The organism is Roseovarius sp. (assembly GCF_027019125.1).
Lineage (GTDB): Bacteria > Pseudomonadota > Alphaproteobacteria > Rhodobacterales > Rhodobacteraceae > Roseovarius.
On record NZ_JALUXE010000033.1, the window covers coordinates 1 to 24,511 of the forward strand.

The following is a 24,511-nucleotide window of genomic DNA, read 5'->3' on the forward strand; positions in this document are numbered from 1 at the left end:
CATAGGCCCGGAACTCGCCGAAATACTTGGTGATCGCCGCCGTCAACGTCGTCTTGCCGTGGTCAACGTGACCGATCGTGCCGATGTTCACATGCGGCTTGTTACGTGCAAACTTTTCCTTTGCCATATCTCAGGACGCCTTGTCAGTTGGGGGGCCAGGGTGGCCCGAGTTTCATCGCGCGCGGTTTATTGGGTTATCACGTGGAAATCAAGCGGGTCTTGGCTTGGACCCGCAGTAGTCGGAGTCTTGCCCGGCACCGCCCCTTACCGACCGAACAGAACCAGGCTGATCTTCTCGGCGAAGCTTGCGGAAACCTGCGCCATTTCGGTCTCCTGCCCCTTGAGAAGCACGACACCAGCCAGGCCGCCGAAACGGCGTTCGCCTATCGCGGTAAGCGCGGTCTCGGCCACGAGTGGCGTATCCGTGCCCTGCCGGGTTACGGCCAACGTCCCTTTCGAACTGCTCGTGGTCGACCCGAGCAAGACATAGACCCCACCCGCGAGATAGAGCATCTGGAGGTCAAGACTGACAGTGACTGGCGACGCGCCGTCCGTATCCACGGCCTCAAGACGGGCCGCGATCACCTTCTCGGCGATTTCCTCGGCACGCGCCACATCGAGGCTGAACGCCGAACCGAAGGTTTTCTTTGCACGGGATGCATCGACCTTGACGGCGACGACATCAAGCGCTTCTCCGGCTTTCGTCAACTGCTGTTGAGGGGCAGTGCAGGCGGCAAGCAGAGCGAGCGCGCTCGCCGTGATCGCGATGGCATTGAATTTCATGAAATAAACAACCCCTGACTACCTCTCGTCACGCCTTAGCAAAGCCCCTTGATGCCCGCAAGGGGCAGTCAGGCGCGCGCGCGCCCGCTTATTCCGCGGGCGGTGGGACCACCTCCGGCTCCTCGATCACTTCGGCAGCGGCGTTGGCCAACTCGGCGGCGTTTTGGGTTTCCGCCAAGGCCGATGCGGGCGCTTCCTCGGATTCAGTGGCCGCAACGGTGGGCGCCTCGGCCTGCGGCGCTGCTTCCTCCTGCGCCTCCGGGCGCTCTTTCTCATTCGCCGGCACGCCGTCATCCTCGAACCAGCCGAGTTCGTTGTTCTGCTGAACCATCCAGTTCTGGATCTGTTTGGCGGCGTTGCGGGTCAGGTTCAGCATCTGGGTTTCCTTGCTCTGCGTGAGGCCCGACCCAAGGAAGGTATTGCCAGAGAAACTCTCGACCACCGTCACGAGATGCGGCTTGGTATTGAGCTTGCCGCCCTTCGCATCATCCCAGACCGTGACATTCAGAATCAGCGCCGATTTTGGTGAAGCGACCAAGGGCACGCCCGGAATGGCCAGCACATAGCCTTCGACACTCACCCCCAGATGATAGAGCTTGGTGCCCTCGTAGCGCCCGAAGCGATCCGTCATGGCATCGGTCATCGCCGCGATCCATTCCTCTTTGGATGCCTCGCGCGAGGCGGGCCCCTTGGTCAGGTTCGGGGCCACCACCACATTATGCCCAAGATGGAAATTGCCCAGATAGGCCGGGGCTTCGTCCAAATCGTTGGGATTGGTGCAGGCGGCCATCAGGGCAAGCCCGAAGAGCGCGAGGAAACGGATCATCAGGAATTCCCCAAGGTTGACAGTTCGGGTTGGGATAGCCCAGACAAGGCGTCTGCGCAATCATTTGCCCCCGCACCGCCCGTGCCCTATCTAAATGGCAGTTGCCTAGAGGTGCCCAATGCCCCCGATCCCCCAACAGACGCTCGACCGCACGCCCGTGCATGTGCCCTTGGTGACAGAGCCCATGGGCGTGCTGGCCAGCCTCAAGGCGGCGCGGCGCAATATTCTGTCGATCATCCCCGAGATTGCAACACGGCAACCCATGGTCTCGGGTCGCACCGGCAAGCGTTGGCACATGGTGATGGACCCCGGCGCAATCCGGCGTATGTTGTTGGAAGAGCTCGACAATTACCCGAAATCCATAGTCACCAAGAACCTCTTGCGCCCTGCCATTGGCGAGTCGCTCTTTATCGCCGAGGGCGCGCATTGGCGCTGGCAGCGGCGCACGGCGGCGCCGGTATTCTCGCATCGCAACGTGATGAATCTTGCGCCGATCATGACCGCCGCCGCAGAACGGAGCGCGGCACGTGTGGCGGCGGCAGGCCCGCGTGCGGTGGATATGGCCGCCGAGATGGTGCGCACCACCTTTGATGTGATCGCAGATGTGACCTTTTCCGGCGACGGCATGTTCGACGTGAACGCCGTACATCGCGGCATCGACGCCTATATTGCCGAGGCGGGCAAGATCTCGCTCTTTGACATTCTCGGGTTTCCGGACTGGGTGCCGCGTCCGGGGCGGGTGATGTCGGGCAGCACCGTGGCCGAGATGAAACGCGTGGCCGACGAGGCTGTGGAGGCCCGGCGCAAGCGCGGGTCCGAGGGCGTGCCTGACCTCCTTGATCTCTTGCTCGAGGGCGAGGACCCGGAGACGAAACGCCGGATGAGCACGCCCGAGTTGCGGGATAACCTGCTGACCTTCATCGTCGCGGGGCACGAAACGACGGCGCTGACACTGGGCTGGTCGCTCTATCTCTGCGCCTATGACCAGGCCGTGCAGGACCGCGCCCGTGCCGAGGCGCAATCCGTGCTTGGCGGGCGCGCGGCCACCGGCGAAGACGTGGCCCGCCTGCCCTATATCCGCCAGATCATCGACGAGGCGCTGCGCCTTTATCCGCCTGCGGGCATCATATCGCGCACCGCGCAGGTGGCCGATACGCTCTGCGGTCGCGAGATAAGACCCCGTGATACCGTGATTATTCCGATATACGCGCTTCACCGAAACCACCTGTTGTGGCCAGAGCCAAACCGGTTCGATCCGGACCGCTTTGCCGACCGCAAGACGATAGAGCGCTACGCCTACCTGCCCTTTGGCGACGGGCCGCGCATCTGCATCGGGGCCAGTTTCGCGCTGCAGGAAGCGGTGATCATCCTTGCCACCCTGCTTTCCCGGTTCCGGTTTACCCCGGTGCCGGGGCGTGACCCCGACCCGGTGATGATCCTGACGCTGCGGCCCCAGGGTGGGGTGTGGCTGATGGCCGAGCCGATGTGATCGGCGCGCCTCAGGCCGGCATCCGCTCTTCCACGATCCCTGCCCACCAGCTGCAGCCAGCCGGGATCGCCTCGTCATTGAAGTTGTAATCGGGGCTGTGGACCATCGCCGTGTCGCCATTGCCCACGAGAATATAGGCACCGGGGCGCTCTTCGAGCATGAAGGCGAAATCTTCGCCGCCCATGATCAAGGGGGCCTCATCGCAACCACCGCTGACCCTGGCCGCAACCGAGGCAGCGAACTCGGTCTGCTCATCGTGGTTGATCATCACCGGATACCCCCGGTAATAGCTGACCTCGGCGCGACCACCGAAGCCTGCCGTCACATGCTCGCAAAGGGCACGGATGCGGGTCTCGGCCAGATCACGCATTTGCGGACTCATGGTACGAACTGTCCCGCGTAAATGTACGCCCTGCGGGATCACGTTGAACGCGGTCGAGGACGTCTGAAAAGACGTGACCGACACCACCACCTGATCCACCGGATCGGCATTGCGGCTGGCAATCGTCTGCAGCATCGTGACCAGATGCGCGGCCATGACGGTCGTGTCCACGGTCTCGTGCGGTTTGGCGGCGTGCCCGCCCTTGCCGGTGAGGGCAATGTCGAACTGGTCGGTCGCAGCGAAAAAGGCACCGGGCCGGATGGCAAAGCTGCCGACGGGACGGCCCGGCCAGTTGTGCATGCCGTAGACCTCTTGAATGCCGAAGCGGTCCATCATGCCATCCTCGCACATCGCGCGCCCGCCTGCCCCGCCCTCTTCAGCGGGTTGAAAGATCACAACGGCCGTTCCATCGAAATTGCGGGTCTCGGCCAGATACTGCGCCGCACCAAGCAGCATGGCGGTATGCCCGTCGTGGCCGCAGGCATGCATCGCGCCGGGAGTCTTGCTGGCATAATCGACGCCCGTCGCCTCATGGATGGGCAGGGCGTCCATATCCGCGCGCAGGCCGATCACACGCCCCGAGGACGTGCTGCGCCCCTTGATCACCCCCACGACGCCGGTGCGGCCAATGCCTGTCACCACCTCGTCACATCCGAACGCCTTGAGCTTCTCCGCGACAAGCGCGCTCGTGCGATGGGTCTCGTAGAGGATTTCGGGGTGAGCATGGATGTCGCGCCGCCATTCTGTTATGTCAGAGTGCAATTCGGCAAAGCGGTTCTTGACGGGCATCGGTCAGCCTCCTGTTCGCAAATTCGGGGTTTTGCCCTACCGTGGCGCAATCCCGGTGCGACCACAAGGGGCCCTGCCCCGCTGGCGCATTTGCCGTATACAACTGCGCGTGACTGAGCTATGCGTCGCGGCTTGACGCGCAAGCCGCACCCCTTTTTCGGAACCGACCTCTCTCATGATCCTGCCTGCCCTCTCCAATGCTCTTGCCGCGCGCGGCTATGAAACCCTGACGCCCGTGCAAGAGGCGGTGACGGACCCCGCGCTTGCCGGCTCTGACTTGTTGGTCTCGGCCCAGACTGGATCGGGCAAGACCGTGGGCTTTGGCCTTGCGATTGCGCCCACGCTGCTGGGGGACGAGGACCGCCTGCCGCCTGCCGCAGCGCCGCTTGCGCTGATCGTGGCACCGACGCGCGAACTGGCGTTGCAGGTGATGCGTGAATTGAGCTGGCTCTATGCCGAAGCGGGCGCGCGGCTGGTTACCTGTGTGGGCGGCATGGATGCCCGTGACGAGCGGCGCGCGCTGGAACGTGGCGCGCATATCGTCGTGGGCACGCCCGGACGGCTGTGCGACCATATCAATCGCGGCGCGCTGGATATGACCAGCCTGCGCGCGATTGTGCTCGACGAGGCCGACGAAATGCTTGACCTGGGATTTCGCGAAGATCTCGAGTTCATGCTGGCCGCCGCACCCGAGGATCGCCGGACCCTGATGTTCTCGGCCACCGTGCCGCCGATGATCGCCAAACTGGCCGAGCAGTTTCAGCGCGACGCGCAGCGCGTGACGACCTTGACCGGGGCCAAGCAACATGCCGACATCGCCTATCAGGCGCTGACCGTCGCGCCGCAGGATGCCGAAGGGGCGGTGATCAACCTCTTGCGCTATCACGATGCGCAGAATGCAATCGTTTTCGCCAATACGCGCGCCATGGTGGCCCGGCTGACGGCGCGCCTCTCCAATCGCGGTTTTGCCGTGGTCTCGCTCTCGGGGGAACTCAGCCAGTCCGAGCGCACCCATGCCCTGCAAGCGATGCGCGACGGGCGCGCGCGGGTCTGCGTGGCCACCGATGTGGCGGCGCGCGGCATCGACCTGCCCAATCTCGATCTGGTGGTTCACGCCGAACTGCCCAGCAACTCCGAAGGGTTGTTGCACCGTTCGGGCCGCACGGGCCGCGCCGGGCGCAAGGGCATTTCCGCCCTCATCGTGCCGGTGAAAGCAGCCAAGAAGGCCGAGCGCCTGCTCAAATTCGCCAAGATCACCGCCGAGTGGACCACGCCGCCCACGCCCGAGGATATCGAAGCAAAGGATCGCGAGCGGCTTTTGTCCGATCCGGTCTGGTCCGAAACCCCGTCCGAGACCGAAGGCGCCTTTGCCGCCGAACTGCTGGCGCTGCACAGTCCCGAGGTGATCGCCGCCGCCTATCTGCGGCTTTATAAATCGCGCTGGTCCGCGCCCGAGGAACTGAGCGCGCCCGGCACACCCGCCCCGGCACGCGAGCGCGCGGCCTTTGGACCAAGCCGCTGGTTCGCGCTGTCGGTTGGAAATGATGACCGGGCCGAGGCGCGGTGGTTGCTGCCGCTCTTGTGCCGGGCCGGCAATCTCGACAAATCCGCGATTGGCGCCATCCGCGTGCAAGCCTCGGAGACCTTTGTCGAATTGGCCGAAGCCGCCGTTCCGGGGTTCATGTCAGCCCTTGGCGAGGGTGGGCAACTGGATGAGGGCATCAGCGCCAGAGCCCTGGACAAAGCCCCCGAGTTCGGCCCAGCCCCGCGCCCAGACCGCCCCGAGCGCGCCCCCCGCGCCCCGCGCGAGGACCGTCCGGCCCGTGCGCCGCGCGAGCAAAAGGCATCCCGCGAGCATCACCCCGCCCGCGACAACGGCCCGCGCCCTGCCCCCAAGCCGCGTCCGAAACCGGCAGGCGCACCGCCCGCCGCGATGGCCCGCGCGGTCGAGGATGGCACTGTCACCCCCTACCGCAAGCCGCGCGCAGAGGCTGGCGATGCGCCGCGCCCGGCGAAAAAGCCGTGGTCTGGTGACAAGCCTGCCGGAAAGCCCGCGAGCAAACCCTTTGGCAAACCCGCAGGCGATCGCAAACCCGGCAAGCCCTATGGCAAGGCCGAGGGCAAACCCGGCTCCAAGCCTTTTGGCAAGCCGGGGGCCAAAGCGGCGGACAAGCCCTTTGACAAACCGCGTGCGCGCCCGGCTGGGCGCGATGCAGAGCCCGCCGCGCCAAGACCCAATTTGGCAGCCGACACCTCCAAGCGCTTTGTGCCGCCCGGAGCGGCGAAAAAGCCCGGCAAACCGGGCGCGGGCAAAGGCGCGGCCGGGAAACCCGGCGCTGGAAAACCCAAGGGCAAGGGTGCTGCGCCCAAGGCCCGCGCCGGTTTCGGCGGCACCACCCCGCCCAAACGCGGCAAGCCGTAAGCGCATCCAACTGTTTGAAAAGCATCAGGCCGGGATTTTCCCGGCCTGCGCGTTTGCGAGATCGTGACGGTCAGTGCGCATCCTCGGGCAAGAGGCCCTCGGGGATGTTCTGATAGCACACGGGACGCAGGAAACGGCGGATCGACAGGGTGCCGACCGAGGTTGCGCCGAAATTGGTCGAGGCCGGATATGGCCCACCATGGACCATGGAATCGCAGACCTCGACCCCGGTCGGGAAACCATTGGCCAGCACACGACCGGCCTTGCGTTCCAGCACCGGCAAGAGGCGGCGGGCCATGTCGGTATCGGCGGCATCCATGTGCAAGGTGGCGGTCAACTGGCCGCTGAAGCTCTGCGCGACGGCGAGCATTTCCTCGGCATTCTCGGCCACGACGATCAGGCCGAGCGGGCCGAACACCTCTTCGCTGAGGGCATGATTGGCGAGCCAGTCCCGAGCCGCGACCCGGTAGAGAAAGGGCTTGGCCTGACGCTGGTCACACATCGCGGTCAAGAGGTCTTGCACGCCCGATTGCGCGCCCATCTCAGCCGCGCCCGTCGCATAGGCCGCAGCGATTCCGGTTGTCAGCATCACCTGCGCCCCGCTCTCGCTCAGGGCTGCGCGGGTGGCCTCGGCAAAGGCGTCGGCCTCTGGTCCCTTGATCACCACCGCGATGCCAGGATTGGTGCAGAACTGGCCTGCGCCCATGGTCAGCGACCCGGCCCAGCCCGTCGCGATGGAGGCACCGCGCGCGGCCATCGCCTCTGGCAAGAGGAACATGGGATTGACGCTGCCCAATTCGCCGAAGAAGGGGATCGGATCGGGCCGTGCCGCGCATAGATCAAAGAGCGCCCGCCCCCCCGCCAGCGAGCCGGTAAAGCCCACGGCGCGGATCAGGGGATGCTGAACCAAGGCCTGCCCCACCGCACGATTGCCCCCCTGCACGAGGCTGAATACCCCCGCAGGCATGGCGCAAGCGGCAATCGCGGCATGGATTGCCTCGGCCACCAGCTCGGACGTGCCGGGATGCGCGCCGTGGCCCTTGACCACCACCGGGCAGCCCGCCGCAAGCGCCGCCGCCGTGTCGCCACCCGCCGTGGAGAAGGCGAGCGGGAAATTCGACGCGCCAAAGACCGCAACCGGCCCGATGGGCCGCTGCATCATCCGCAGATCGGGGCGCGGCAGGGGTTTGCGATCCGGCAGCGCCGCATCATGGCGGCGGTCGAGGTAATCGCCCTTGAGAATATGGTCGGCAAAGAGGCGCAATTGCCCGGTGGTGCGACCGCGCTCGCCCTCCAGCCGCGCGGCAGGCAGGCCGGTTTCCTGCGTACCGATTTCGGTGATCTCCGCGCCGCGCGCCTCGATCTCATCGGCGATGGCGTTCAGGAATTGCGCCCGCTCCGCGCGGGTTTTGGCGCCATAGACCCAGAACGCCTCTTCTGCGGCGCGGCAGGCCTGATCCACAAGCTCTGGCGTGCCCACGGAGAATGCCCGCGCCGCGCCCTCAACCGGATCGGACAGGAATGTCTCCGGTGTGCCGATCCATGCGCCTGCGATGAGATGCTTGCCATGCGGTGCGAAACTCATGGGAAATCCTTTCAGTCCATGGGAATGACCGAACGCGATCTGGCGCTCGATGCGGGATTTTCACGGCTTAACGATTTTTTTCCCGACATGCCAGTATTTTTCTTTTAGGAAAATTATTGCAAAAAAGAACCAAAGGCCTCATGCTGAAGAAAGAATCAACAGAGAGGGCTTCACCAATGAAAAAAACGGCACTTTTCGCCGCCCTGCTGGGTATGACCAGCATCGCCGGCACTGCTCAGGCGGACAAGCTTGACGACATCATTTCTTCTGGCACCTTGCGCTGCGCGGTCGTGCTCGACTTCCCGCCCATGGGGATGCGCGACGCCAACAACGTGCCCATCGGCTTTGACGTCGATTACTGCAACGATCTGGCTGCAGCCCTCGGCGTGGAAGCCGAAATCGTCGAAACCCCGTTCCCCGAGCGTATTCCGGCGCTGATGTCGGGCCGTGTCGATGTGGGCGTGGCCTCGACCTCGGACACGCTGGAGCGGGCCAAGACGGTCGGCTTCTCGATCCCCTATTTCGCCTTTGAAATGGCCGTGACCGCCAATAGCGGCACCGGTATCACCTCTTACGAGGGGATGAAGGGCCACACCGTGGGCGCGGTTGCAGGCACCTATGAGGCGATCGCGCTCGAGGCGCAGGTCAAGGAATGGGGCGAGGGCGAATTCCGCCCCTACCAGACGCAGGCCGATGTGTTCCTGGCACTGAGCCAGGGTCAGCTTGACGCCACCGTCTCGACCTCGACCGTGGCGCAGGCCAATGTGCAGTCGGGCAACTACAAGGACATCTCCGTGGTGGGCTTTGCCCCGTTCGACACCGACTATGTGGCGCTTTTTGCCAAGCGGGACGAATATGGCTTTCTCAACTATCTCAATCTCTTCGTGAACCAGCAGGTGCGCACCGGCCGGTATGACGAGCTCTATGAGAAGTGGGTTGGCGGCGAAGTGCCGAAACTGGTGGTGCCGAACACCTATCGCTGATAGCCTGCGCAAGGATTGGCGGCGCGGATACCCCGCGCCGCCAATTGCTATTTCACCAAGGGGCAGGGTGAACTGATGTTCGACTATACTTTCCAATGGAAACAGGCGTTCAACCGCTTGCCGCAGATGCTCGATGGGGCGCTGGTCACGATGGAGATCGCGGTCCTGTCGATGGCTCTCGGCATCGCGCTGGCGATCCTGCTCACCATCTTTCGGTTATCGGGATCACGCCCGCTGATGGCCTTTGCGACCACTTGGGTTGAAATCGCGCGCAATACCCCTGCCCTGTTTCAAATCTACATGGCGCATTTCGGCGTGGCCAGTTTCGGCATCCATTTCAGCCCTTTCGTGTCGATCCTGATCGGCATCACCTTTAACAACGCGGGCTATCTGACCGAGAATTTTCGCGGCGCGCTCAAGGCCATTCCGGATACACAGACGCGGGCGGGCCGGTCGCTGGGCCTGACGCAACTGCAGTCCTTTCGCTATATCATCGCGCCACAGATGCTGCGGATCTCGTTCCTGCCGATGACCAATCAGATGGTCTGGGCGATCCTCATGACCTCGCTGGGCGTGACCGTGGGTATGAACAGCGATCTTTACGGGGTGACGCAGGATCTCAATGCGCTGACCTTCCGCACCTTCGAGCTTTTCGCTCTGGCCGCCGTGATCTTTTACCTGATCACGAAAACCATCACCCTCGGCGGCCGCCTGATTGCGGCGCGGCTGTTCCGGTATTGAGAGGGCACGCGCATGTTTGACACCGCCCTCACCGCCAATGACCTCGTGTTTCTCGCCAAGGGTGCCGGGATCACGATCCTTGTCACCGCGATTTCGGTGATCATCGGCACCCTCTTGGGCATCCTCTTTGGGGTGATCCGGGTGCAGCTTGGTCCGATCTGGTCTGCGCCGCTGACCTTTGTGCTGGATATTTTCCGCTCGGTGCCGCTGCTGATCCAGCTTGTTCTGGGCAATGCCTTTGTCGGCATGGTGCTGCAGCTTCAGATTTCCGGCTTTACCGTCGCCTGCATCGTGCTGTCGCTCTACACCTCGGCCTATTGCGCCGAGATCGTGCGCGGCGGCATTGATGCGGTTCCCGAAATCACCCGCCGCGCCGCGCGCTCGTTGGGCCTGACATGGGGTCAGGACATGCGCTATATCGTGCTGCCGCTGGCCACGCGCGTGGCGCTGCCCTCGTGGATCGGTCTGGCGCTTGGGGTGATGAAGGACTCGGCGCTTGTCTATGTGGTGCAGGTTACGGAGCTGCTGAAATCCACGCAGATCCTGATCACCCGCCTGCAAGAGCCGCTGTTCCTGCTGCTGATCTGCGGTGCGTTCTATTTTGTCATCAGCTTCCCGCTTGCCCGTTTCGGCGGCTATCTCGAAAAAAGGTGGTCCAATGATTGAGATCCAGAATGTCCGCAAATCCTTTGGCGAGTTGGAGGTTCTCAAGGGGATCGACCTGACGGTGCAAAAGGGCGAGGTTGTCACCGTCATCGGCGGCTCGGGGTCGGGCAAATCGACCCTGCTGACCTGTATCAACGGGCTGGAGCCGATTGACTCGGGCCGGATCACCATCGACGGCACCGAGGTGCATGCCAAATCCACCAATCTCAACAAGCTGCGGCGCAAGGTGGGGATCGTGTTTCAGCAATGGAATGCCTTTCCGCATCTGACCGTGCTGGAAAACGTCACCTTGGCCCCGCGCAAGGTGCTGGGCATGGCCAAGGCAGAGGCTGAGGCCATTGCCGAAAAGCAATTGCGCCATGTGGGGTTGGGCGACAAGCTGACGACCTATCCTTCGCGCCTGTCGGGCGGGCAGCAGCAGCGCATGGCGATTGCGCGCGCGCTGGCGATGTCGCCTGATTACATGCTCTTTGACGAGGTGACATCGGCGCTTGATCCGCAGCTTGTGGGCGAGGTTCTGGAAACCCTCAAGATGCTGGCCGAAGAAGGCATGACCATGATCTGCGTCACGCATGAAATGGGGTTTGCCCGCGATGTATCGAACCGGGTGGCGTTCTTTCACCAGGGGATCATGGCCGAGATTGGCGCGCCGGATCAGCTCTTTAACGATCCGCAGCATCCGGAGACGCAAAAGTTCCTCGCCAACGTGCGCTGAGCGGGCTGGCGACGGCGCAGCGATCGACACCGCACACGTCCCGGGCTGGACCCCGGACCTTGCCGGGGCTGGATAGAGGCCCCGGTTCGGGGGCAGGGGCGATGTGAAGGCAAGCAGACGCCCCCGGCTCTAGAAGCGGCGCGCGTCGAATGGGGTGAGCGCAATCGCCGGATCGCGACGCGCGGCAAGGGCCGCCACCAGTTCCGCCGTGCCCGCCGATTGCGTCAGCCCCAGATGCCCATGCCCAAAGGCATAGATCACCCGGTCGGCGCGCGGCGCGCGTGAAATGATCGGCAGGCTGTCGGGCAGCGACGGGCGAAAGCCCATCCATTGCGTGCCGCCCTGCGGGTCAAACCCCGGCAGGAAATCGCACGCCTTGCGCAAGAGCGTTTCGGCGCGCTTGTAATTGGGCGCGCGGCGCAAGCCCCCCAGTTCCACCGCCCCGCCCACGCGCAGCCCGTCGCCGATTTTCGACACGACAAAGCCGTGATCGGCAAAGGTCACATGGGTGCGCAGATCGAAGCTGGCTGTGGGAAAGGTGGTGTTATAACCGCGCTCGGTTTCGAGCGGGATCGTGTCGCCCAAGCTGCGCGCGAGATGGTGCGACCAGGCCCCCGCCGCCAAGACGACCTGATCGGCGCGGATGCTGCCTGTGGCGGTCTCGACCTCGACGCCCTCGCCCACCTGCCGCAGCGCGCGGACATCGGCGATGTCGATTTGCCCGCCTGCGGCCACAAACTGTTGTGCCAGATGTTCGGTCCAGCGCGCCGGATCGACGGTGTTCATCCAGTCGGGTGTATAGCCCGCATGGGTGAAGCGCGGGCTGAGACCGGGCTGAATCTCGGCCAGGGCACCGGGGCTTTGCAAGAGGTCGAAGCGCACGCCATGCTGGCGGCGCAGGTTCCATGCCGGAAGGCTGGCGCGATAGGCGGCCTCGCCCTCGTAGACCTGCAACTGCCCCTCGCGGCGCATCAGCGGCTCGCCTGACACATCCGCGATCAACCGCTCCAGCGCAGCGCGGGACTGGTGCATCAGGCTGGCCTGTGCCGCCACCGCCGCCGCGTAGCGATCCCGCCAGCTTGCCCGCCAGAAGCGCAGCATCCACGGCAGGAGTGGCAGCGCATAGGCCGGCGGGATGGACAGGGGCCCCAGCGGATCGAGCAACCATTTCGGCGCCTTGCGCAGAATGCCGGGCGTCGCCAGCGGTTCGATGTCGGTATAGGCAAAGGCCCCGGCATTGCCGCGCGATGTCTCGGCGGCGACGCCCTTGCGGTCGAGGATGCGCACGGCATGGCCATCGCGTTGCAGCGCAAGCGCAGTTGTGACGCCGATGATACCGGCACCGATGACAAGGATTTCAGAGCGCGCCATGGGGCACCTTTGCCGTAAGGGTCAGAGACGGATGCCGTTGCGAAACGGATCGTTGGGATCGAAGAGGAGCGTGCTGTCGGCCATGACATAGGCGCGCCCGGTGATCGAGGGGATCACGCCACCGTTCGGACCGGGAGCATAGGACAGCCGGTAGGTGCTGCCGATCACGCTTTCCTGCACAATCTCTTGCCCCGCGTCCAGCCGCCCCTCGGCCGCGAGACAAGCCAGACGCGCCGAACAGCCGGTGCCACAGGGCGACCGGTCGTAGGCATTGTCAGGGCAGAGGACGAAATTGCGGCTATGGGCCTGCGGATCGTCGGAGGGGCCGTAGAAAATCACATGATCCACGTCGATGCCCTGCGCCTGCACCGCCTCTCGCACCGCGATGGTGGCATCTGTCAGCGCCCGGATATTGCCGGAATGGACGGAAACGGGGCTGGGATCGACAAGGAAAAAGAGATTGCCGCCATAGGCCACATCGCCAGAAACCGTGCCGATACCCTCAATCTCGACCGTGACGCCGGTATGGGTGCGGCGGCTCTCGATATTGGTGACGGTGACGGTATTGGCGTCGATGAGATCGACGGTGACAATGCCCACGGGTGTCTCGATCCGATGCGTGCCCGGTTTGATCCGGCCCATATGCGCCAGCGTCACGACAAGACCGATGGTGCCGTGACCGCACATGCCGAGGACCGCCTCGGCATCGAAATAGATCACGCCGGTGACACAGGTCGAATCGGTGGGCGGCACCAGAAGGGCGCAGACCATCGCCACCTGGCCCCGCGGCTCAAGGCTGACCGATTGATAGAAATCGCGATGCTCGGAGGCGAGGAGCCGGGCACGCTCGGAGAGGGGACCGGACCCAAGGTCCGGCCCCCCATCGAGGATCACGCGCGTCGGCTCGCCGCCAGTGTGGCTGTCGATCACATGCATTCAGCGATCACCCCGCCCTGTTTCACCCAAGTGGCGAACCATGTGTTGAACTGGTGGAACTGCGCCTCGCAGAAGCGCGCCTGAGAGGGCGAAAGCGCATCGGTTTCATTGATGTTGAGGCGGTATTCCTCTTCGCCCTTCAGCACCATCATATGCTTGAAATAGAGCACGAGATCGACGCCCTCGTCGAACTTGGCGATGACATGCAGCGCCTCTGCCAGTTCGCGCGCGCGCTGATCGGCCTCGGGGCAGCCCTCTGCCGCGCGACGCGACAGAGCCACCTGCAAGAGCGCCTCTTTGGGGAAGATGGTACCGATGCCGGTAATGGCCCCCACCGCCCCGCATTTGACAAAGCCGTGATAGACCTCGGTATCGACGCCCACCATCAGGAGCACATCATCATCCTGGTGGGTGATGTGTTCGGCGGCGTAGCTGAGATCATTCTTGCCACCGAATTCCTTGAAGCCGATGAGGTTCTTGTGCTCGGCGCGCAGGGCGAAGAAGAGATCGGCCTTGGTAGCGTAGCCGTAATAGGGGCTGTTGTAGATGATGGCGGGCACATCCGGGGCGGCATCCAGAATGGCCTTGAAATGGTTGCGCTGCGCGGCCACCGACAGCCCCCGCGACAGAACGCGCGGGATGACCATGAGGCCCGCGGCACCCACCTCTTGCGCGTGGGCGGCATGGGCCACGGCGGATTTGGTGTTGATGGCGCCGGTGCCCACGACCACGGGCACGCCCGCCGCCGTCAGGCGCGCGACCCCCTCCATGCGCTCGGCATCCGTCAAGAGCGGCCAGTCGCCGCAAGAGCCGCAATAGACCACGCCCGACATGCCCGCCGCGATCATTTCTTGCCCCTTGCGCACCAGCGCGTCGAAATCGGGTTTGCGATCCGGGGTGCAGGGGGTCAGCAGGGCGGGGATGGTGCCGTGAAAGACGTCTTTCTTCATGGGGGAACTCCTTTGGGTGCGTGTCGTTGATTGCGGCGGTTAGTGGCCCGCAGGGGCCAGAGCCGCGGCGATCCACGGCGGCGGGTTGATGGGGGCCGTGCCAGTTTGCGCGGTTTGCGCGCATTGCGCCAGAGAGCCGAAGCGCACGGCGCGGTTGCTCAGACCCGGCGCGTAATGCGCGTATTTGCCGGAATTGGTCATCAGGACCTCTGCCGAGGGCGGAAAGACCGGCTCGGAGATCGAGCACCAGCAGATGTCGGGCACGATGGTCACGCCAGCGGCCTCGAGCCGCGCCTTGACGCCATTGGCGGTGATGGTGGTCAGGGTGCCGCGCCCGAGCGTAATGATCGTGGCAACATCCGGGTGGACATGATGGCCCTCCATCAGATCGGCAAAGACGGCACTTTCGGCGGCGGAAAAATGCGGGCTGCCAAGGGCGACCAGATCCACCTTGTCGGCGCCCTGATTGAACCCCTGCCAAGCCTGCGCGAAATCCTGCACCGTGATGCGGGCGTGATCGGCCTCGGGCGCGGGGGGCATGTCCGCCTCGGGCGTGATCCCTTTGATATGCATCATCGGTGAGGCAGAGGTGGTGCCATAGGCCGCGCAAAGCGCCTTGAGATCATCGTCGGAGGGATGCAGCCCCTCGAGCCCACGCAAGAGCGGGATGCGATCCGGGGCCACCTGCCCCACGATCCAGCCCAGCATCGGCCAGAAGGCATCGTCAATGCCCTCGGGCACGTCGATGTCGATGATCCGTCGCGGCGCGCGGTTCTGATCGAGATAGACGCCAGAGCGCGCGGCGCGCCCTGTGAGCGCGATGCAGAGGTCCATGAAATCAGCATGCTTGACGGTGCGCGCGCCCAGAACCGTGTTGGCGTAGATCACGGCGTTGCTCTCGGCCCAGGCGATGTCCTCGCCCGCCGAGGGTTTGTCTTCGAGCAGATAGGGCGCGCAGGTAAAGCTGGGGCGTGCGCCCATTTCGACATAGGCATCGGCCAATTGGCTGGCGGGCAGGCCAAAGGCCTCGGACACGCCCTGCGCGCGCCAATTGGCGTGATCGACGGAGATGGCGTTCATCGTGGTGGGCACCCGCACCCGCCCGCCCTTGTCCGCCATGGCGCGGGCAAAGGTCAGAAAGGCAGGGCTGGCATAAATGCAGCCGTCGATATGGACTCGGCTGACATCGGTCAGGCTTGGCGCCCCCTGGGCGGCGGCCAGCGTCGTGATGATTTCCATCGCCAGTTGCGCCGCCGCGCCATGATCCCCGGCCAGAAAGGCACGGTCCCCGTCCGAAAGCGTCAGACCCTCGGAGGCAACGGAGGTCAGCGGCAGCGCCAGATCGCCCGCGCGCAGGTGCGTGGCGGTGATCGTGGCATGGGAGTGCTGCGCCAGGCGGTCATAATCGGGGCCAGAGAGACGCAGAACGGCGATGGGCCGGTCAAACAGCCGCGTGGCCACGAGCGCACCCAATGTCAGGATGTCCTCGCCCTCGCGGAAAATCAGCGCCTTGGGCGCGGTGCCGGCAAAGGCCAGACCCAAGAGCACGCCGCTTCCGGTGCAGGAGCCGCGACTCGTCGGCATCATCACGACATGACCGGCCAGGGATTGCCCCTGCTGCGGGTGATGGGCGTCGATGATCCGCCCGCTGAGGGGATCGACACCGCCCCAGACGCTCAGACCCTCGTCGCAAAGCAGGATCGGCCCCTCAACCTCGGCGGCGACAATCAGGTCCGGCATGAGATCACCCTTTTTTGAAGTCTGTTCTGACGCGGTTCGGCAGGGATTTCGGAAAACTCCGATATTCGGTCTCCCCTTGCGCACCGTCGATTGCTACTGTTGTGCCCAACGTAAAAATATGCTTAAACAATCACGGTTGGTAAGAAAAGAAAAATTATGGCCGAAACGGAAAAAACCTCAACCGAGAACGCAGCAGATGATTGGGACGTCGAGCGCCACCAATTGCGCGCCGATCTGGGTGCCCGCATGAAGGCGGTACGACAGGCCTGCGGCTATACGCTCGAAGTGGCAGCACAGCGCACGGGCCTTGCCCTGTCGACGATCCACAAGATCGAGAACGGGCGTGTCTCGCCCAGCTATGAGAACCTGATCAAGATCGCCCGCGCCTATGACATCGGCATGGAGCGGCTCTTTTCCGCCGACCATGACGCCACGCAAACCACCCGCATGACCGTGACCCGCGCAGGCCAAGGGCGCAAGGTGCGCGCCAAGAACTTCGAATACGAGGTGCTGTGCAACGCGCTGGCCGAGAAAAAGATCATCCCGCTGGTGACGCTGGTCGAGAAACGCGCGCCACTCACGCGTGACGAGCTGGAATCGCATGACGGCGAAGAGACGCTCTATGTGTTGTCGGGGCGGGTCGAGCTGACGGTGGAGCATTACGAGCCGGTGATCATGGAGCCCGGCGATTGCGCCTATTTCGACAGCACGATCAAACACGGGTTGCGCGCGCTCGATGACACCGAGACCAAGGTATTCTGGGCCTGCACCTATACCGATGTCGACAAATAAGACCTCTTGACCCTGAAGGAGCCGCCCGCATGGCTGAGCCGAACGTGATTTCCGTTGATGACCTCCTGGCGCGGGTGACGTCGATTTTCGAGCACGCAGGCGTGCGCCCCGAGAGCGCGGCGGCAGTGGCGCGGGTGATCGTCGCGGGCGAGCGGGATCATTGCAAATCGCACGGCATCTACCGGATCGAGGGCTGTTTGCGGGTGATCGCGGCGGGCAAGGTGTTGCCGGATGCGGTGCCCGCACTGCACGACACCGGCCACGCGGTGATCGAGGTGGATGCGGGCGGCGGGTTTTCCAACCCGGCCTTTGACGCGGCTGTTGATGCGCTGGCCGCGCGCGCAAGAGAGACCGGGCTAGCCGCCCTCGTGATCCGTGATTGCCTGCATTTCTCGGCGCTGTGGCATGATGTCGAAGCCTTGGCGGCACGGGGCGTTGCCTCTCTCTCGATGTGTCCCAGCTATTCCTCGGTGGCCCCCGCCGGCGGCAAGGAACCGCTCTTGGGCACAAACCCGATTGCCTTTGGCTGGCCGCGTCCCGGCCCTCATCCCTATGTGTTCGATTTCGCGACCAGCGTCGCCGCGCGTGGCGAGATCGAGTTGCACCGCCGCGCCGGCACCCCCATCCCCGAAGGCTGGGCCATGGACCGCGACGGCCATCCGACCACCGATCCAGAAGCGGCGCTCGCGGGCGCGATGCTGCCCTTTGGCGGGCACAAGGGATCGGCGATTTCGACCATGGTCGAATTGCTGGCCGGTGCCATGCTGGGCGAATTCATGAGCAAGGAAGCGCTGGAGTTTTCCGGCGGCACAGCCCTGCTCCCGCGTCACGGGGCGCTGGTTCTGGCCCTTGATCCGGTCCGTTTTGCCGCGCGCAGCGGGCGTGATCCCATTGCCGAGGGCGAGCGGCTGTTGAGCGCCATCAGCGGCCAGGGCGCGCGCCTGCCCTCGCAGCGGCGCTTTGCGGCGCGCGAGGCGTCCTTGCGCGACGGCATTGCGCTGAGCGATGCGGAACTGGCGCAATTGGCGCGGTTCGAGTCCGAGGGGCTGGCAGCGGTCGAGGGCTGAGTGCAGGGGTGCCGGTGGCGCGCCCTGCGCGCGCTGCGGCCTCAGCCGATCCTTGGCCAGGTATCCGAGAGCCGATACCCCCCCGGCCAGGGATCGCTGGGGTCCAGCATGTGCTGTGCCGTGCCGGTGATCCACGCCCGCCCGCTGATTTCGGGGCGGATGGCCGCAAGATCGCCGACCTGCACCCGGCCCAGAATCCGGCCGTGAAATTCCGACCCGATGATCGACACGCCGGTAAAGCGGTCGTCCTCGCCCATCTCGCCCCGTGCCGCCAGAATCGCCATGCGCGCCGAGACCGCCGTGCCGGTCGGAGAGCGGTCGAGCTTGCCGGGTTGGATCGCCACCACGGATTGCGCGCGCAGGGTATTGCCCTCGCGCGTGATCGGCCCGGCAAAGAGGCAGAACGAATGATGCGCCCAATCGGGTTTTTCGGGATGCTCGAACCGGAATTGCGCGTTGGCGGCATTGGTGATGCGAATGCCCAGTTCCGCAATCTGGCGCGCGTTCGTCTCGACCAGATCCACCCCAAGGGCCACCGGATCGACCACCACGAAACTATCCCCGCCAAAGGCCGTATCCACCGTGATCCGCCCCAGCCCCGGCACATCGAGCGGCACGCCCAGACGGCTGGCAAAGGACGGCAGGTTCTCGACGAAAATACGCTCGGCCTTGCCATTGGCGCATTCGGCGCGCACCTGCACGAGGCCGCCCGGCGCCTCAAGCACCATATGCGTCACCGGCTCTTGCATGGGAAGAATTCCGCTGTCCAGCAACACGGTGGACACGCAGATCGAGTTCGACCCGGACATCGGCGGCGTATCCTCGGGCTCCATGATGATCCAGGCGGCCTGTGCCTCGGGGTGCTTGGGCGGCACGAGCAGGTTGACATGCCGGAACACCCCGCCGCGCGGCTCGTTCAGCATGAAGTTGCGCAGGGTCTGATCCTCGGCGATCCATTTGCGCTGCTCCCAGATCGTGGCACCGGGGGGCGGGGTCACGCCGCCCACGATCACATCCCCCACCTCGCCTTCGGCATGACAGGACACGACATGGATGATCTTGGTGCTGCGCATGGTCCGACTCTATGGTTCTGGCTACGCCAACCTTGATCGGTCGGGCAGCGTGACACTGAAAAAGCGGCCTGATACCGCCACTTTACGCCGGTTATGCCGCGCGTGGATGCATGGGTCAATGGACGGGTGCGCAGATCGTCCCCGTCGCTGATCCACGTCAAGGCAGCCGCGCTTTGCCCGCCTATACTGGAGCAAGAAAAGGCGGTGCCAAATCCGCCATCACGGCAGTTTTTGCCCCAAGCGAAGGAACCCCGTTTGGCCCCGGCGGATCAGACCCCTGCCCGACAAGACGCGCCTGCGCGACCCTCGCGGCTTCGATGGCTCTGGGGCGCGGCTGTGCTGTTCGGCCTGGCCGTGGCGGGGCTGATTGCGGCGCAGGGCTGGATGATGCGCCCCCCGCGTGTTGTGCGGGCTATCCCTGCGGCTTGAGGCGGGCGAAATGGCGGCCTTGCTGGGGCCGTCCGGATCGGGAAAGAGCACGCTTCTGACCATCCTCGGCAGCTTGATGCAACCCACCTCGGGCGCGCATGTCATGCTGGGCGAGGACCTGATTGCCGCCGATGACCGCGCGCTGACCGAGTTTCGCAACGCCCATATCGGGTTTGTCTTTCAGTTCCACAATCTCTTGCCGGATTTCACGGCCTTGGAGAATGTGATCTTCCCGACGGCTGTCCGCGAAGGCCGGGAAACCGCCGTGGCGCGGGCGCGCGGGCGTGATCTCTTGGCGCGGATGGGGCTGGCGGAGCGGATCCATTTCTCCGCCACCCATCTCTCTGGGGGGCAAAAGCAGCGCGTGGCCGTGGCACGCGCGCTGATGAACAGCCCCGAACTCGTGCTGGCAGACGAGCCGACGGGCAATCTGGACCGCCTGTCGGCCATGCAGGTGATGGAGCTGATTGGCCAGATCAACCGCGAAGAAGGCACGACATTCCTGATCTCGACCCATGACGATCAGATTGCATCACTCTGTCGGCGGCGGATCGTGGTGGGGGATGGCAAGGTGACGGGGTGACACCCGGCACCGGCCAAATCCCGATCGGACTAGGCCGCCTTGCCGTCCGCCAGACCTTGTGAATTGCGCAGACCCAGCATCTGCCGCGCCTCGGCACAGGTGGCCACAGGGCGGTCGTGACGCGCGCAGATGTCGACAACGCGGCGCACCAGAGCGGCGTTCGAGGGCGCCAGCGTGTCGCGATCCAGCCGCACGTTATCCTCGAGCCCGGTGCGGGCATGCCCACCCGCCGCCACGGCCCATTCATTGAGCGTGATCTGGTGTCGCCCGATCCCCGCCGCGCACCAGGGCGCATCGGGTCCGAACAGGCGTTCGACCGTGTGGATGTAATAGTCGAACACATCGCGGTCGACCGGCATGGCGTTTTTCACCCCCATCACGAATTGCACATAGGGCGTGCCGAGAAGTTGGCCGTGATCTGCCATTTCCTTGGCCTTTAGGATGTGGCTCAGGTCAAACGCCTCGATCTCGGGCTTGACCTCGTGGGCGCGCATTTCCCCCGCCAGCCAATCGACCAGATCCGGCGGGTTCTCGTAGACGCGAGTGGGGAAATTGTTGGACCCGACCGAGAGCGAGGCCATGTCGGGCCGCAAGGAGAGCATCGCGCCCCGCGTCTGGCCCGCGCCAGAACGCCCGCCGGTGGAGAACTGCACGATCATGCCGGGGCAATGCGCCTCGATCCCTTCTTTGAGCCGGGCGAATTTCTCGGGGTCGGACGAGGGCGAGCCATCGTCGTTGCGCACATGGGCGTGGACGATTGCGGCCCCGGCCTCGTAGGCCTCATGGGTCGAGTAGACCTGTTCGGCCACGGTGAGCGGAACTGCCGGGTTGTCGGATTTCTGCGGCAGGCTGCCGGTGATCGCCACACAGATGATGCAGGGTTTGGTCATGTCAGCCCCTCCTCTCAGGCTGCTTGCGCCGCGGCGCGCGCCATGCGCGCGAGGGCATCCATGAAGAAGGGCCGGAACCCTTGGGGGTGTTCGCTCATCGGGAAATGGCCCAACTCGTCCATCACCGCGACCGTGGCACCGGGAATGGCCGCCGCCGTGCGTTGCGCATCCTCGGGCGTGCAGGTCAGATCATAGGCCCCGACCAGCAGATGCACCGGGGTTCGCGCGGTGTCGATCTGCGCCAGCCGCCCGATCAGGCTGTCGTCGCGGGTGTAGAAGCTCAGGTCGCCGCGAAACACGCCCGGTCCCGACTGCATGAACATCCAGAGCGTGTTCCAGCGCTCGGCATTCGGCGCATAGGGCGAGATATTGGCCGACACGAGCGCCGCGCCCATCTCGCCGCCATGCGCATCGGGGCGGTGGAACCAGTCGATGTCATACCAGGCGGGTTGAAAATCCGACGCCTCAATGGCGATAAAGCCGCTGAACTGCTCGGGGTGCAGCGCCGCCAGTTGCAGCGCGATGCGCCCGCCCATGGAACAGCCCGCCAGGATGGGCCGCTCCAGCCCCAGGCCCGCGACCACCGCCAGAACGGTCTCGATATAGGCCTCGGTGGTCAGCAGGTATTCTTCGGTCTCGAACCCCTCGGGCGGCAGGGATTTGCCATGCCAGGGCATGTCAAAGGCGATCAGGCGGTGATGTGCCGTCACCTCGGCATCGTTCATCAGATGCCGCCACTGCCGCGTGTCCGCGCCGGCCGTATGCAGACAGAGCACCGGCCGCCCCTGCCCCGCCTCCTCGAAATAGATGCGGCGCGGGGCGCCTGCGATCTCGACGCTCAGGTAGCGGCCTGTGATGGGTTCGATGCTCATAGGGTTGCCTCCTCTTTGCAACGCGCAAGCGCCATGACCTCTTTGAAGAAGCGCAGATTCTTGACCAGACACAGAATGTCGCCGTCAATCCGCCCGCGCCCGATCTTGGCCAGCCCGAAAATGTCGTGAAATCCCGGTGCGGGGCGCGCCTGCCAGAACTGTTCCAGCGCATCGGCATCGGTGCGCAGCGCAAAGCGCCACGGTGTCTTGCGGCTTGGACCGGCCATGACCGAGGTGATCTGCCCCTTGTCGAAGGTCAGATAGATTTCCTCTCCCTCTATCTCGATCAGCACCGTCTCGGAAAACAGCCGTCCAAGGCGCAAGAGATGCGGCTGATCCTTGAGCCGTGCCTCTATCTCGCGAAATCTGTCGATCACCTCTGCCTCCCTCCTGATGCTGCGGATGTGCTAGAAGTGACATTTAAGGGGGCGTTTGATCCATGCCGGACGGGGTATCACGCGATACCGCCCACGGCATTGGTTTGACGCCCGCCATCATCGACAACGAGGACCAGAGGGTGAGCCCCGGCCTGCCCCGCGCCATATGAAACCCCGTTTGGAGGAGAACCCATGGGAATCGTCAATCTGGAAAACATCACCGATGTGGTGATCGCGAGCCTTGGCAAGCACGGTGACATCACAGAGCGTCAGCGCGAGATCATGACCGCGCTCATTCGTCACCTGCACGCCTTTTGCAAGGATGTGAACCTGCAGCATGGCGAATTCCTCGAGGGCTGCGAGTTTCTCAAGCGCGCCGGGCAGACCTGTGATGAGAACCGCCAGGAGTTCATCCTCTTGGCCGATATCATCGGCCTCGAAGTGCTGGTGGACATGCTGTCGAACCCGGTGGAGGGGCCGGAGAGCGAGTCGACCGTGCTGGGGCCGTTTTATCGCGAGAACCCGCCCGTTCTGCCCAAGGGCGCCTCGACCATCCAGAAGCATTACGACAACGAGGAAACCGCCTATTACGAGGGCTATATCCGCGATGCGGCGGGCAACGGCATTGCCGGTGTGACACTCGACGTCTGGGAAGACGCGCCGAATGGCATCTATGAAAACCTCGACCCCGATCAGCCGGAGTACAATCTGCGCGGCCGTTTCGAGACCGACGAGAACGGCCACTACGCCTTTGTCGCCGTGCGCCCGGTGCCCTATCCGATCCCCGACACCGAAACGGCGGGCGAATTGCTGCGCTATATGGGCCACCACCCCAACCGCCCCGGCCACATGCACTTTATCATCTCGAAAGAGGGCTATCGTCCGCTCATCAGCCAGATCTACGATGGCGAGAGCAAGTGGCTGGACAATGACAGCGTGTTTGCCGTCAAGGACAGCCTGATCGGCACGTTCAAAACTGCGCCCGAGGCGCTTGGCACCGACCTGCATTTCGAGTTCGACTTCGTGCTCAAGGCGGATGCGGCAGCGCAGGCCGTGGCCGCCGAGTAACCCAACCTCCCTCCCTGCAACCTGAAGGCCCCCGCACTCGGGGGCCTTTTTTCTGCCTCACAACCAGCGAGGCCGGATTGCTGCCAATGGCGCGCCCCCATGAACGTAGTGATGCGCTAAAGGAAGCGAAGGGCAGCCATGCGGACAGAAGCAGCCATCCACATCAAACGTTGGCGCGAAATACGCAACTATGCTTCTCCAACCCCGACAAGTCTGCCATCCCCAGCAAAAGTTACAGCAACGCCATGCTCTCCGTCCCAGGCACATTCACCGCTGACCTTCAGGACGTATTGACCGTGCATTGCACTGCCGCCCGGTGCGATATGAATGGCGTTGAACTTGACGAGCGACCAGATTTCGCTGGACGTGGTTGGCACCTTTGCAGCATTGAACCGACCTGTGCTTTCGCTCTCCCAGTCAAGTTGGTCCTGCGGCGAGTCAAAATCGCAGGAACAGTCCTCGAAAGATTGCTGTGCTGCCCTGAACAGGTGATCTTGAATGAGATTGCGAGACGAAGGAGATGTGCGGCTGAACCTGGCAATCGCATCGGCAGCGAGGTCAAGATCAATTTCTTCTGCGAAGAACCTGATCGGAAGGCTAACGCCTGTCAGAAACGGGACGCCAACTTCATCAACGGTTTTGTTTATGAAGCCCTTTTGCGCCGTCATGAGAATTTTCAACGCATCGGTCTTGTTCACAGATCGCCTCTTTCTGCCAGGTTTGAACAAACGTTGTCTAATCGCCGAGTTTGGCCGAATTTTGGCAAGGCAATCATGGCCTGCACCCAGGTTATCAGAACGTGACATCGCGGAATTGGCCAGGATAGCAGGGGTCGACGAAACCCTGGAAGTTCAGGTTGGAAACCATGAACCTAAGAGCCTGATGCTTTGTGTTGCCAGAGTGATTTGGGCTTGAAGCGGCCGCTGCCACACAGCGACACACCGGTCCGCCAAGACAGGACTGACGCCCCGCGTACACGAGG

The 24,511-nt window shown here is 64.0% G+C and carries 24 protein-coding genes; 10 read left to right on the forward strand and 14 right to left on the reverse strand.

Annotated features, from left to right (window positions below):
• The 3 genes from MVC20_RS15730 to MVC20_RS15740 all read right to left on the reverse strand — a co-directional run.
• A partial coding sequence (locus tag MVC20_RS15730) for a GTP-binding protein (RefSeq protein WP_297539853.1) occupies positions 1-127 on the reverse strand: 127 nt, incomplete at its 3' end.
• Between the two features lie 137 nt (positions 128-264).
• Positions 265-783 carry a hypothetical protein gene (locus MVC20_RS15735; protein WP_297543083.1) on the reverse strand — a complete coding sequence of 173 codons (519 nt, stop codon included), beginning with the start codon at positions 781-783 and terminating at the stop codon, positions 265-267.
• A gap of 88 nt (positions 784-871) precedes the next feature.
• Positions 872-1,609 (reverse strand): hypothetical protein, encoded by a 738-nt coding sequence (locus tag MVC20_RS15740; RefSeq protein WP_297543084.1) that lies wholly within the window; start codon positions 1,607-1,609, stop codon positions 872-874.
• A gap of 118 nt (positions 1,610-1,727) precedes the next feature.
• On the opposite strand from MVC20_RS15740, the gene MVC20_RS15745 reads away from it, so the two are divergent.
• On the forward strand, positions 1,728-3,098 hold the full coding sequence (locus tag MVC20_RS15745) for a cytochrome P450 (RefSeq protein WP_297543086.1): 1,371 nt from the start codon (positions 1,728-1,730) through the stop codon (positions 3,096-3,098).
• A 10-nt stretch (positions 3,099-3,108) separates the two neighbouring features.
• Here the strand turns inward: MVC20_RS15745 and MVC20_RS15750 are convergent, their stop codons facing one another.
• Positions 3,109-4,269 (reverse strand): M20 aminoacylase family protein, encoded by a 1,161-nt coding sequence (locus MVC20_RS15750; RefSeq protein ID WP_297543088.1) that lies wholly within the window; start codon positions 4,267-4,269, stop codon positions 3,109-3,111.
• Between the two features lie 175 nt (positions 4,270-4,444).
• On the opposite strand from MVC20_RS15750, the gene MVC20_RS15755 reads away from it, so the two are divergent.
• Complete coding sequence (locus MVC20_RS15755; protein ID WP_297543090.1) at positions 4,445-6,691, forward strand: DEAD/DEAH box helicase; 2,247 nt, start codon at positions 4,445-4,447, stop codon at positions 6,689-6,691.
• A 70-nt stretch (positions 6,692-6,761) separates the two neighbouring features.
• Here MVC20_RS15755 and MVC20_RS15760 read toward each other — a convergent pair whose 3' ends face one another.
• Positions 6,762-8,276 carry an aldehyde dehydrogenase (NADP(+)) gene (locus MVC20_RS15760; RefSeq protein ID WP_297543092.1) on the reverse strand — a complete coding sequence of 505 codons (1,515 nt, stop codon included), beginning with the start codon at positions 8,274-8,276 and terminating at the stop codon, positions 6,762-6,764.
• Between the two features lie 176 nt (positions 8,277-8,452).
• Here MVC20_RS15760 and MVC20_RS15765 point away from each other — a divergent pair, with 176 nt between their 5' ends.
• The 4 genes from MVC20_RS15765 (at position 8,453) to MVC20_RS15780 (ending at position 11,381) form a co-directional block, all read left to right on the forward strand.
• A complete protein-coding gene (locus tag MVC20_RS15765; RefSeq protein WP_297543094.1) occupies positions 8,453-9,259 on the forward strand; it encodes a transporter substrate-binding domain-containing protein in 807 nt (268 codons plus the stop codon).
• A 75-nt stretch (positions 9,260-9,334) separates the two neighbouring features.
• Entirely contained in the window at positions 9,335-10,000 is a 666-nt protein-coding gene (locus MVC20_RS15770; protein WP_297543096.1) for an amino acid ABC transporter permease, read from the forward strand.
• Positions 10,001-10,012: 12 nt separating this feature from the next.
• Positions 10,013-10,666 (forward strand): amino acid ABC transporter permease, encoded by a 654-nt coding sequence (locus MVC20_RS15775; protein WP_297543098.1) that lies wholly within the window; start codon positions 10,013-10,015, stop codon positions 10,664-10,666.
• The gene (locus tag MVC20_RS15780) at positions 10,659-11,381 is read left to right on the forward strand and encodes an amino acid ABC transporter ATP-binding protein (RefSeq protein ID WP_297543100.1); all 723 of its coding nucleotides are present in this window, start codon (positions 10,659-10,661) and stop codon (positions 11,379-11,381) included. The genes MVC20_RS15775 and MVC20_RS15780 overlap by 8 nt, the downstream gene beginning before the upstream one ends.
• 129 nt (positions 11,382-11,510) lie before the next feature.
• Here the strand turns inward: MVC20_RS15780 and MVC20_RS15785 are convergent, their stop codons facing one another.
• The 4 genes from MVC20_RS15785 to MVC20_RS15800 are packed head-to-tail and all read right to left on the reverse strand — an operon-like array spanning position 11,511 to position 16,378.
• On the reverse strand, positions 11,511-12,752 hold the full coding sequence (locus tag MVC20_RS15785) for an FAD-dependent oxidoreductase (protein WP_297543102.1): 1,242 nt from the start codon (positions 12,750-12,752) through the stop codon (positions 11,511-11,513).
• Between the two features lie 21 nt (positions 12,753-12,773).
• Positions 12,774-13,688, reverse strand: a complete 915-nt coding sequence (locus tag MVC20_RS15790) for a proline racemase family protein (RefSeq protein WP_297543104.1) — start codon at positions 13,686-13,688, stop codon at positions 12,774-12,776.
• On the reverse strand, positions 13,679-14,638 hold the full coding sequence (locus MVC20_RS15795) for a dihydrodipicolinate synthase family protein (protein WP_297543106.1): 960 nt from the start codon (positions 14,636-14,638) through the stop codon (positions 13,679-13,681). Before MVC20_RS15795 ends, MVC20_RS15790 begins: the two co-directional genes overlap by 10 nt.
• Positions 14,639-14,677: 39 nt before the next feature.
• A complete protein-coding gene (locus MVC20_RS15800; RefSeq protein ID WP_297543108.1) occupies positions 14,678-16,378 on the reverse strand; it encodes an aconitase family protein in 1,701 nt (566 codons plus the stop codon).
• Between the two features lie 156 nt (positions 16,379-16,534).
• Here MVC20_RS15800 and MVC20_RS15805 point away from each other — a divergent pair, with 156 nt between their 5' ends.
• Complete coding sequence (locus tag MVC20_RS15805) at positions 16,535-17,170, forward strand: XRE family transcriptional regulator (RefSeq protein WP_297543110.1); 636 nt, start codon at positions 16,535-16,537, stop codon at positions 17,168-17,170.
• Between the two features lie 29 nt (positions 17,171-17,199).
• Entirely contained in the window at positions 17,200-18,237 is a 1,038-nt protein-coding gene (locus tag MVC20_RS15810) for an Ldh family oxidoreductase (protein ID WP_297543112.1), read from the forward strand.
• 41 nt (positions 18,238-18,278) lie between these two features.
• Here MVC20_RS15810 and MVC20_RS15815 read toward each other — a convergent pair whose 3' ends face one another.
• Complete coding sequence (locus tag MVC20_RS15815) at positions 18,279-19,310, reverse strand: proline racemase family protein (RefSeq protein ID WP_297543114.1); 1,032 nt, start codon at positions 19,308-19,310, stop codon at positions 18,279-18,281.
• 403 nt (positions 19,311-19,713) lie between these two features.
• Between MVC20_RS15815 and MVC20_RS15820 the strand changes: the two genes are divergently transcribed.
• Complete coding sequence (locus MVC20_RS15820; protein WP_297543116.1) at positions 19,714-20,322, forward strand: ABC transporter ATP-binding protein; 609 nt, start codon at positions 19,714-19,716, stop codon at positions 20,320-20,322.
• A 29-nt stretch (positions 20,323-20,351) separates the two neighbouring features.
• On the opposite strand, the gene MVC20_RS15825 is transcribed toward MVC20_RS15820, so the two are convergent.
• From MVC20_RS15825 to MVC20_RS15835, 3 genes are read right to left on the reverse strand one after another with little or no spacing between them, the layout of a single operon-like run.
• Positions 20,352-21,212, reverse strand: a complete 861-nt coding sequence (locus MVC20_RS15825) for a 3-keto-5-aminohexanoate cleavage protein (protein WP_297543118.1) — start codon at positions 21,210-21,212, stop codon at positions 20,352-20,354.
• Positions 21,213-21,226: 14 nt separating this feature from the next.
• On the reverse strand, positions 21,227-22,084 hold the full coding sequence (locus MVC20_RS15830; RefSeq protein ID WP_297543120.1) for an alpha/beta hydrolase: 858 nt from the start codon (positions 22,082-22,084) through the stop codon (positions 21,227-21,229).
• Positions 22,081-22,461 carry a hypothetical protein gene (locus MVC20_RS15835; RefSeq protein WP_297543122.1) on the reverse strand — a complete coding sequence of 127 codons (381 nt, stop codon included), beginning with the start codon at positions 22,459-22,461 and terminating at the stop codon, positions 22,081-22,083. The genes MVC20_RS15830 and MVC20_RS15835 overlap by 4 nt, the downstream gene beginning before the upstream one ends.
• A 192-nt stretch (positions 22,462-22,653) precedes the next feature.
• Here MVC20_RS15835 and MVC20_RS15840 point away from each other — a divergent pair, with 192 nt between their 5' ends.
• Positions 22,654-23,529 carry a dioxygenase gene (locus MVC20_RS15840; protein WP_297543124.1) on the forward strand — a complete coding sequence of 292 codons (876 nt, stop codon included), beginning with the start codon at positions 22,654-22,656 and terminating at the stop codon, positions 23,527-23,529.
• 188 nt (positions 23,530-23,717) lie between these two features.
• Here MVC20_RS15840 and MVC20_RS15845 read toward each other — a convergent pair whose 3' ends face one another.
• On the reverse strand, positions 23,718-24,227 hold the full coding sequence (locus tag MVC20_RS15845) for a hypothetical protein (RefSeq protein WP_297543126.1): 510 nt from the start codon (positions 24,225-24,227) through the stop codon (positions 23,718-23,720).
• Positions 24,228-24,511 lie beyond the last annotated feature (284 nt).

Bases quoted from the DNA above. Each gene is read 5' to 3' on its own strand.
- MVC20_RS15830 (WP_297543120.1), bottom strand. From the start codon at position 22,084: ATGAGCATCGAACCCATCACAGGCCGCTACCTGAGCGTCGAGATCGCA.
- MVC20_RS15785 (WP_297543102.1), bottom strand. From the start codon at position 12,752: ATGGCGCGCTCTGAAATCCTTGTCATCGGTGCCGGTATCATCGGCGTC.
- MVC20_RS15780 (WP_297543100.1), top strand. From the start codon at position 10,659: ATGATTGAGATCCAGAATGTCCGCAAATCCTTTGGCGAGTTGGAGGTT.
- MVC20_RS15750 (WP_297543088.1), bottom strand. From the start codon at position 4,269: ATGCCCGTCAAGAACCGCTTTGCCGAATTGCACTCTGACATAACAGAA.
- MVC20_RS15745 (WP_297543086.1), top strand. From the start codon at position 1,728: ATGCCCCCGATCCCCCAACAGACGCTCGACCGCACGCCCGTGCATGTG.
- MVC20_RS15735 (WP_297543083.1), bottom strand. From the start codon at position 783: ATGAAATTCAATGCCATCGCGATCACGGCGAGCGCGCTCGCTCTGCTT.
- MVC20_RS15825 (WP_297543118.1), bottom strand. From the start codon at position 21,212: ATGACCAAACCCTGCATCATCTGTGTGGCGATCACCGGCAGCCTGCCG.
- MVC20_RS15755 (WP_297543090.1), top strand. From the start codon at position 4,445: ATGATCCTGCCTGCCCTCTCCAATGCTCTTGCCGCGCGCGGCTATGAA.
- MVC20_RS15775 (WP_297543098.1), top strand. From the start codon at position 10,013: ATGTTTGACACCGCCCTCACCGCCAATGACCTCGTGTTTCTCGCCAAG.
- MVC20_RS15805 (WP_297543110.1), top strand. From the start codon at position 16,535: ATGGCCGAAACGGAAAAAACCTCAACCGAGAACGCAGCAGATGATTGG.
- MVC20_RS15800 (WP_297543108.1), bottom strand. From the start codon at position 16,378: ATGCCGGACCTGATTGTCGCCGCCGAGGTTGAGGGGCCGATCCTGCTT.
- MVC20_RS15815 (WP_297543114.1), bottom strand. From the start codon at position 19,310: ATGCGCAGCACCAAGATCATCCATGTCGTGTCCTGTCATGCCGAAGGC.
- MVC20_RS15795 (WP_297543106.1), bottom strand. From the start codon at position 14,638: ATGAAGAAAGACGTCTTTCACGGCACCATCCCCGCCCTGCTGACCCCC.
- MVC20_RS15840 (WP_297543124.1), top strand. From the start codon at position 22,654: ATGGGAATCGTCAATCTGGAAAACATCACCGATGTGGTGATCGCGAGC.
- MVC20_RS15790 (WP_297543104.1), bottom strand. From the start codon at position 13,688: ATGCATGTGATCGACAGCCACACTGGCGGCGAGCCGACGCGCGTGATC.
- MVC20_RS15810 (WP_297543112.1), top strand. From the start codon at position 17,200: ATGGCTGAGCCGAACGTGATTTCCGTTGATGACCTCCTGGCGCGGGTG.
- MVC20_RS15765 (WP_297543094.1), top strand. From the start codon at position 8,453: ATGAAAAAAACGGCACTTTTCGCCGCCCTGCTGGGTATGACCAGCATC.
- MVC20_RS15740 (WP_297543084.1), bottom strand. From the start codon at position 1,609: ATGATCCGTTTCCTCGCGCTCTTCGGGCTTGCCCTGATGGCCGCCTGC.
- MVC20_RS15760 (WP_297543092.1), bottom strand. From the start codon at position 8,276: ATGAGTTTCGCACCGCATGGCAAGCATCTCATCGCAGGCGCATGGATC.
- MVC20_RS15770 (WP_297543096.1), top strand. From the start codon at position 9,335: ATGTTCGACTATACTTTCCAATGGAAACAGGCGTTCAACCGCTTGCCG.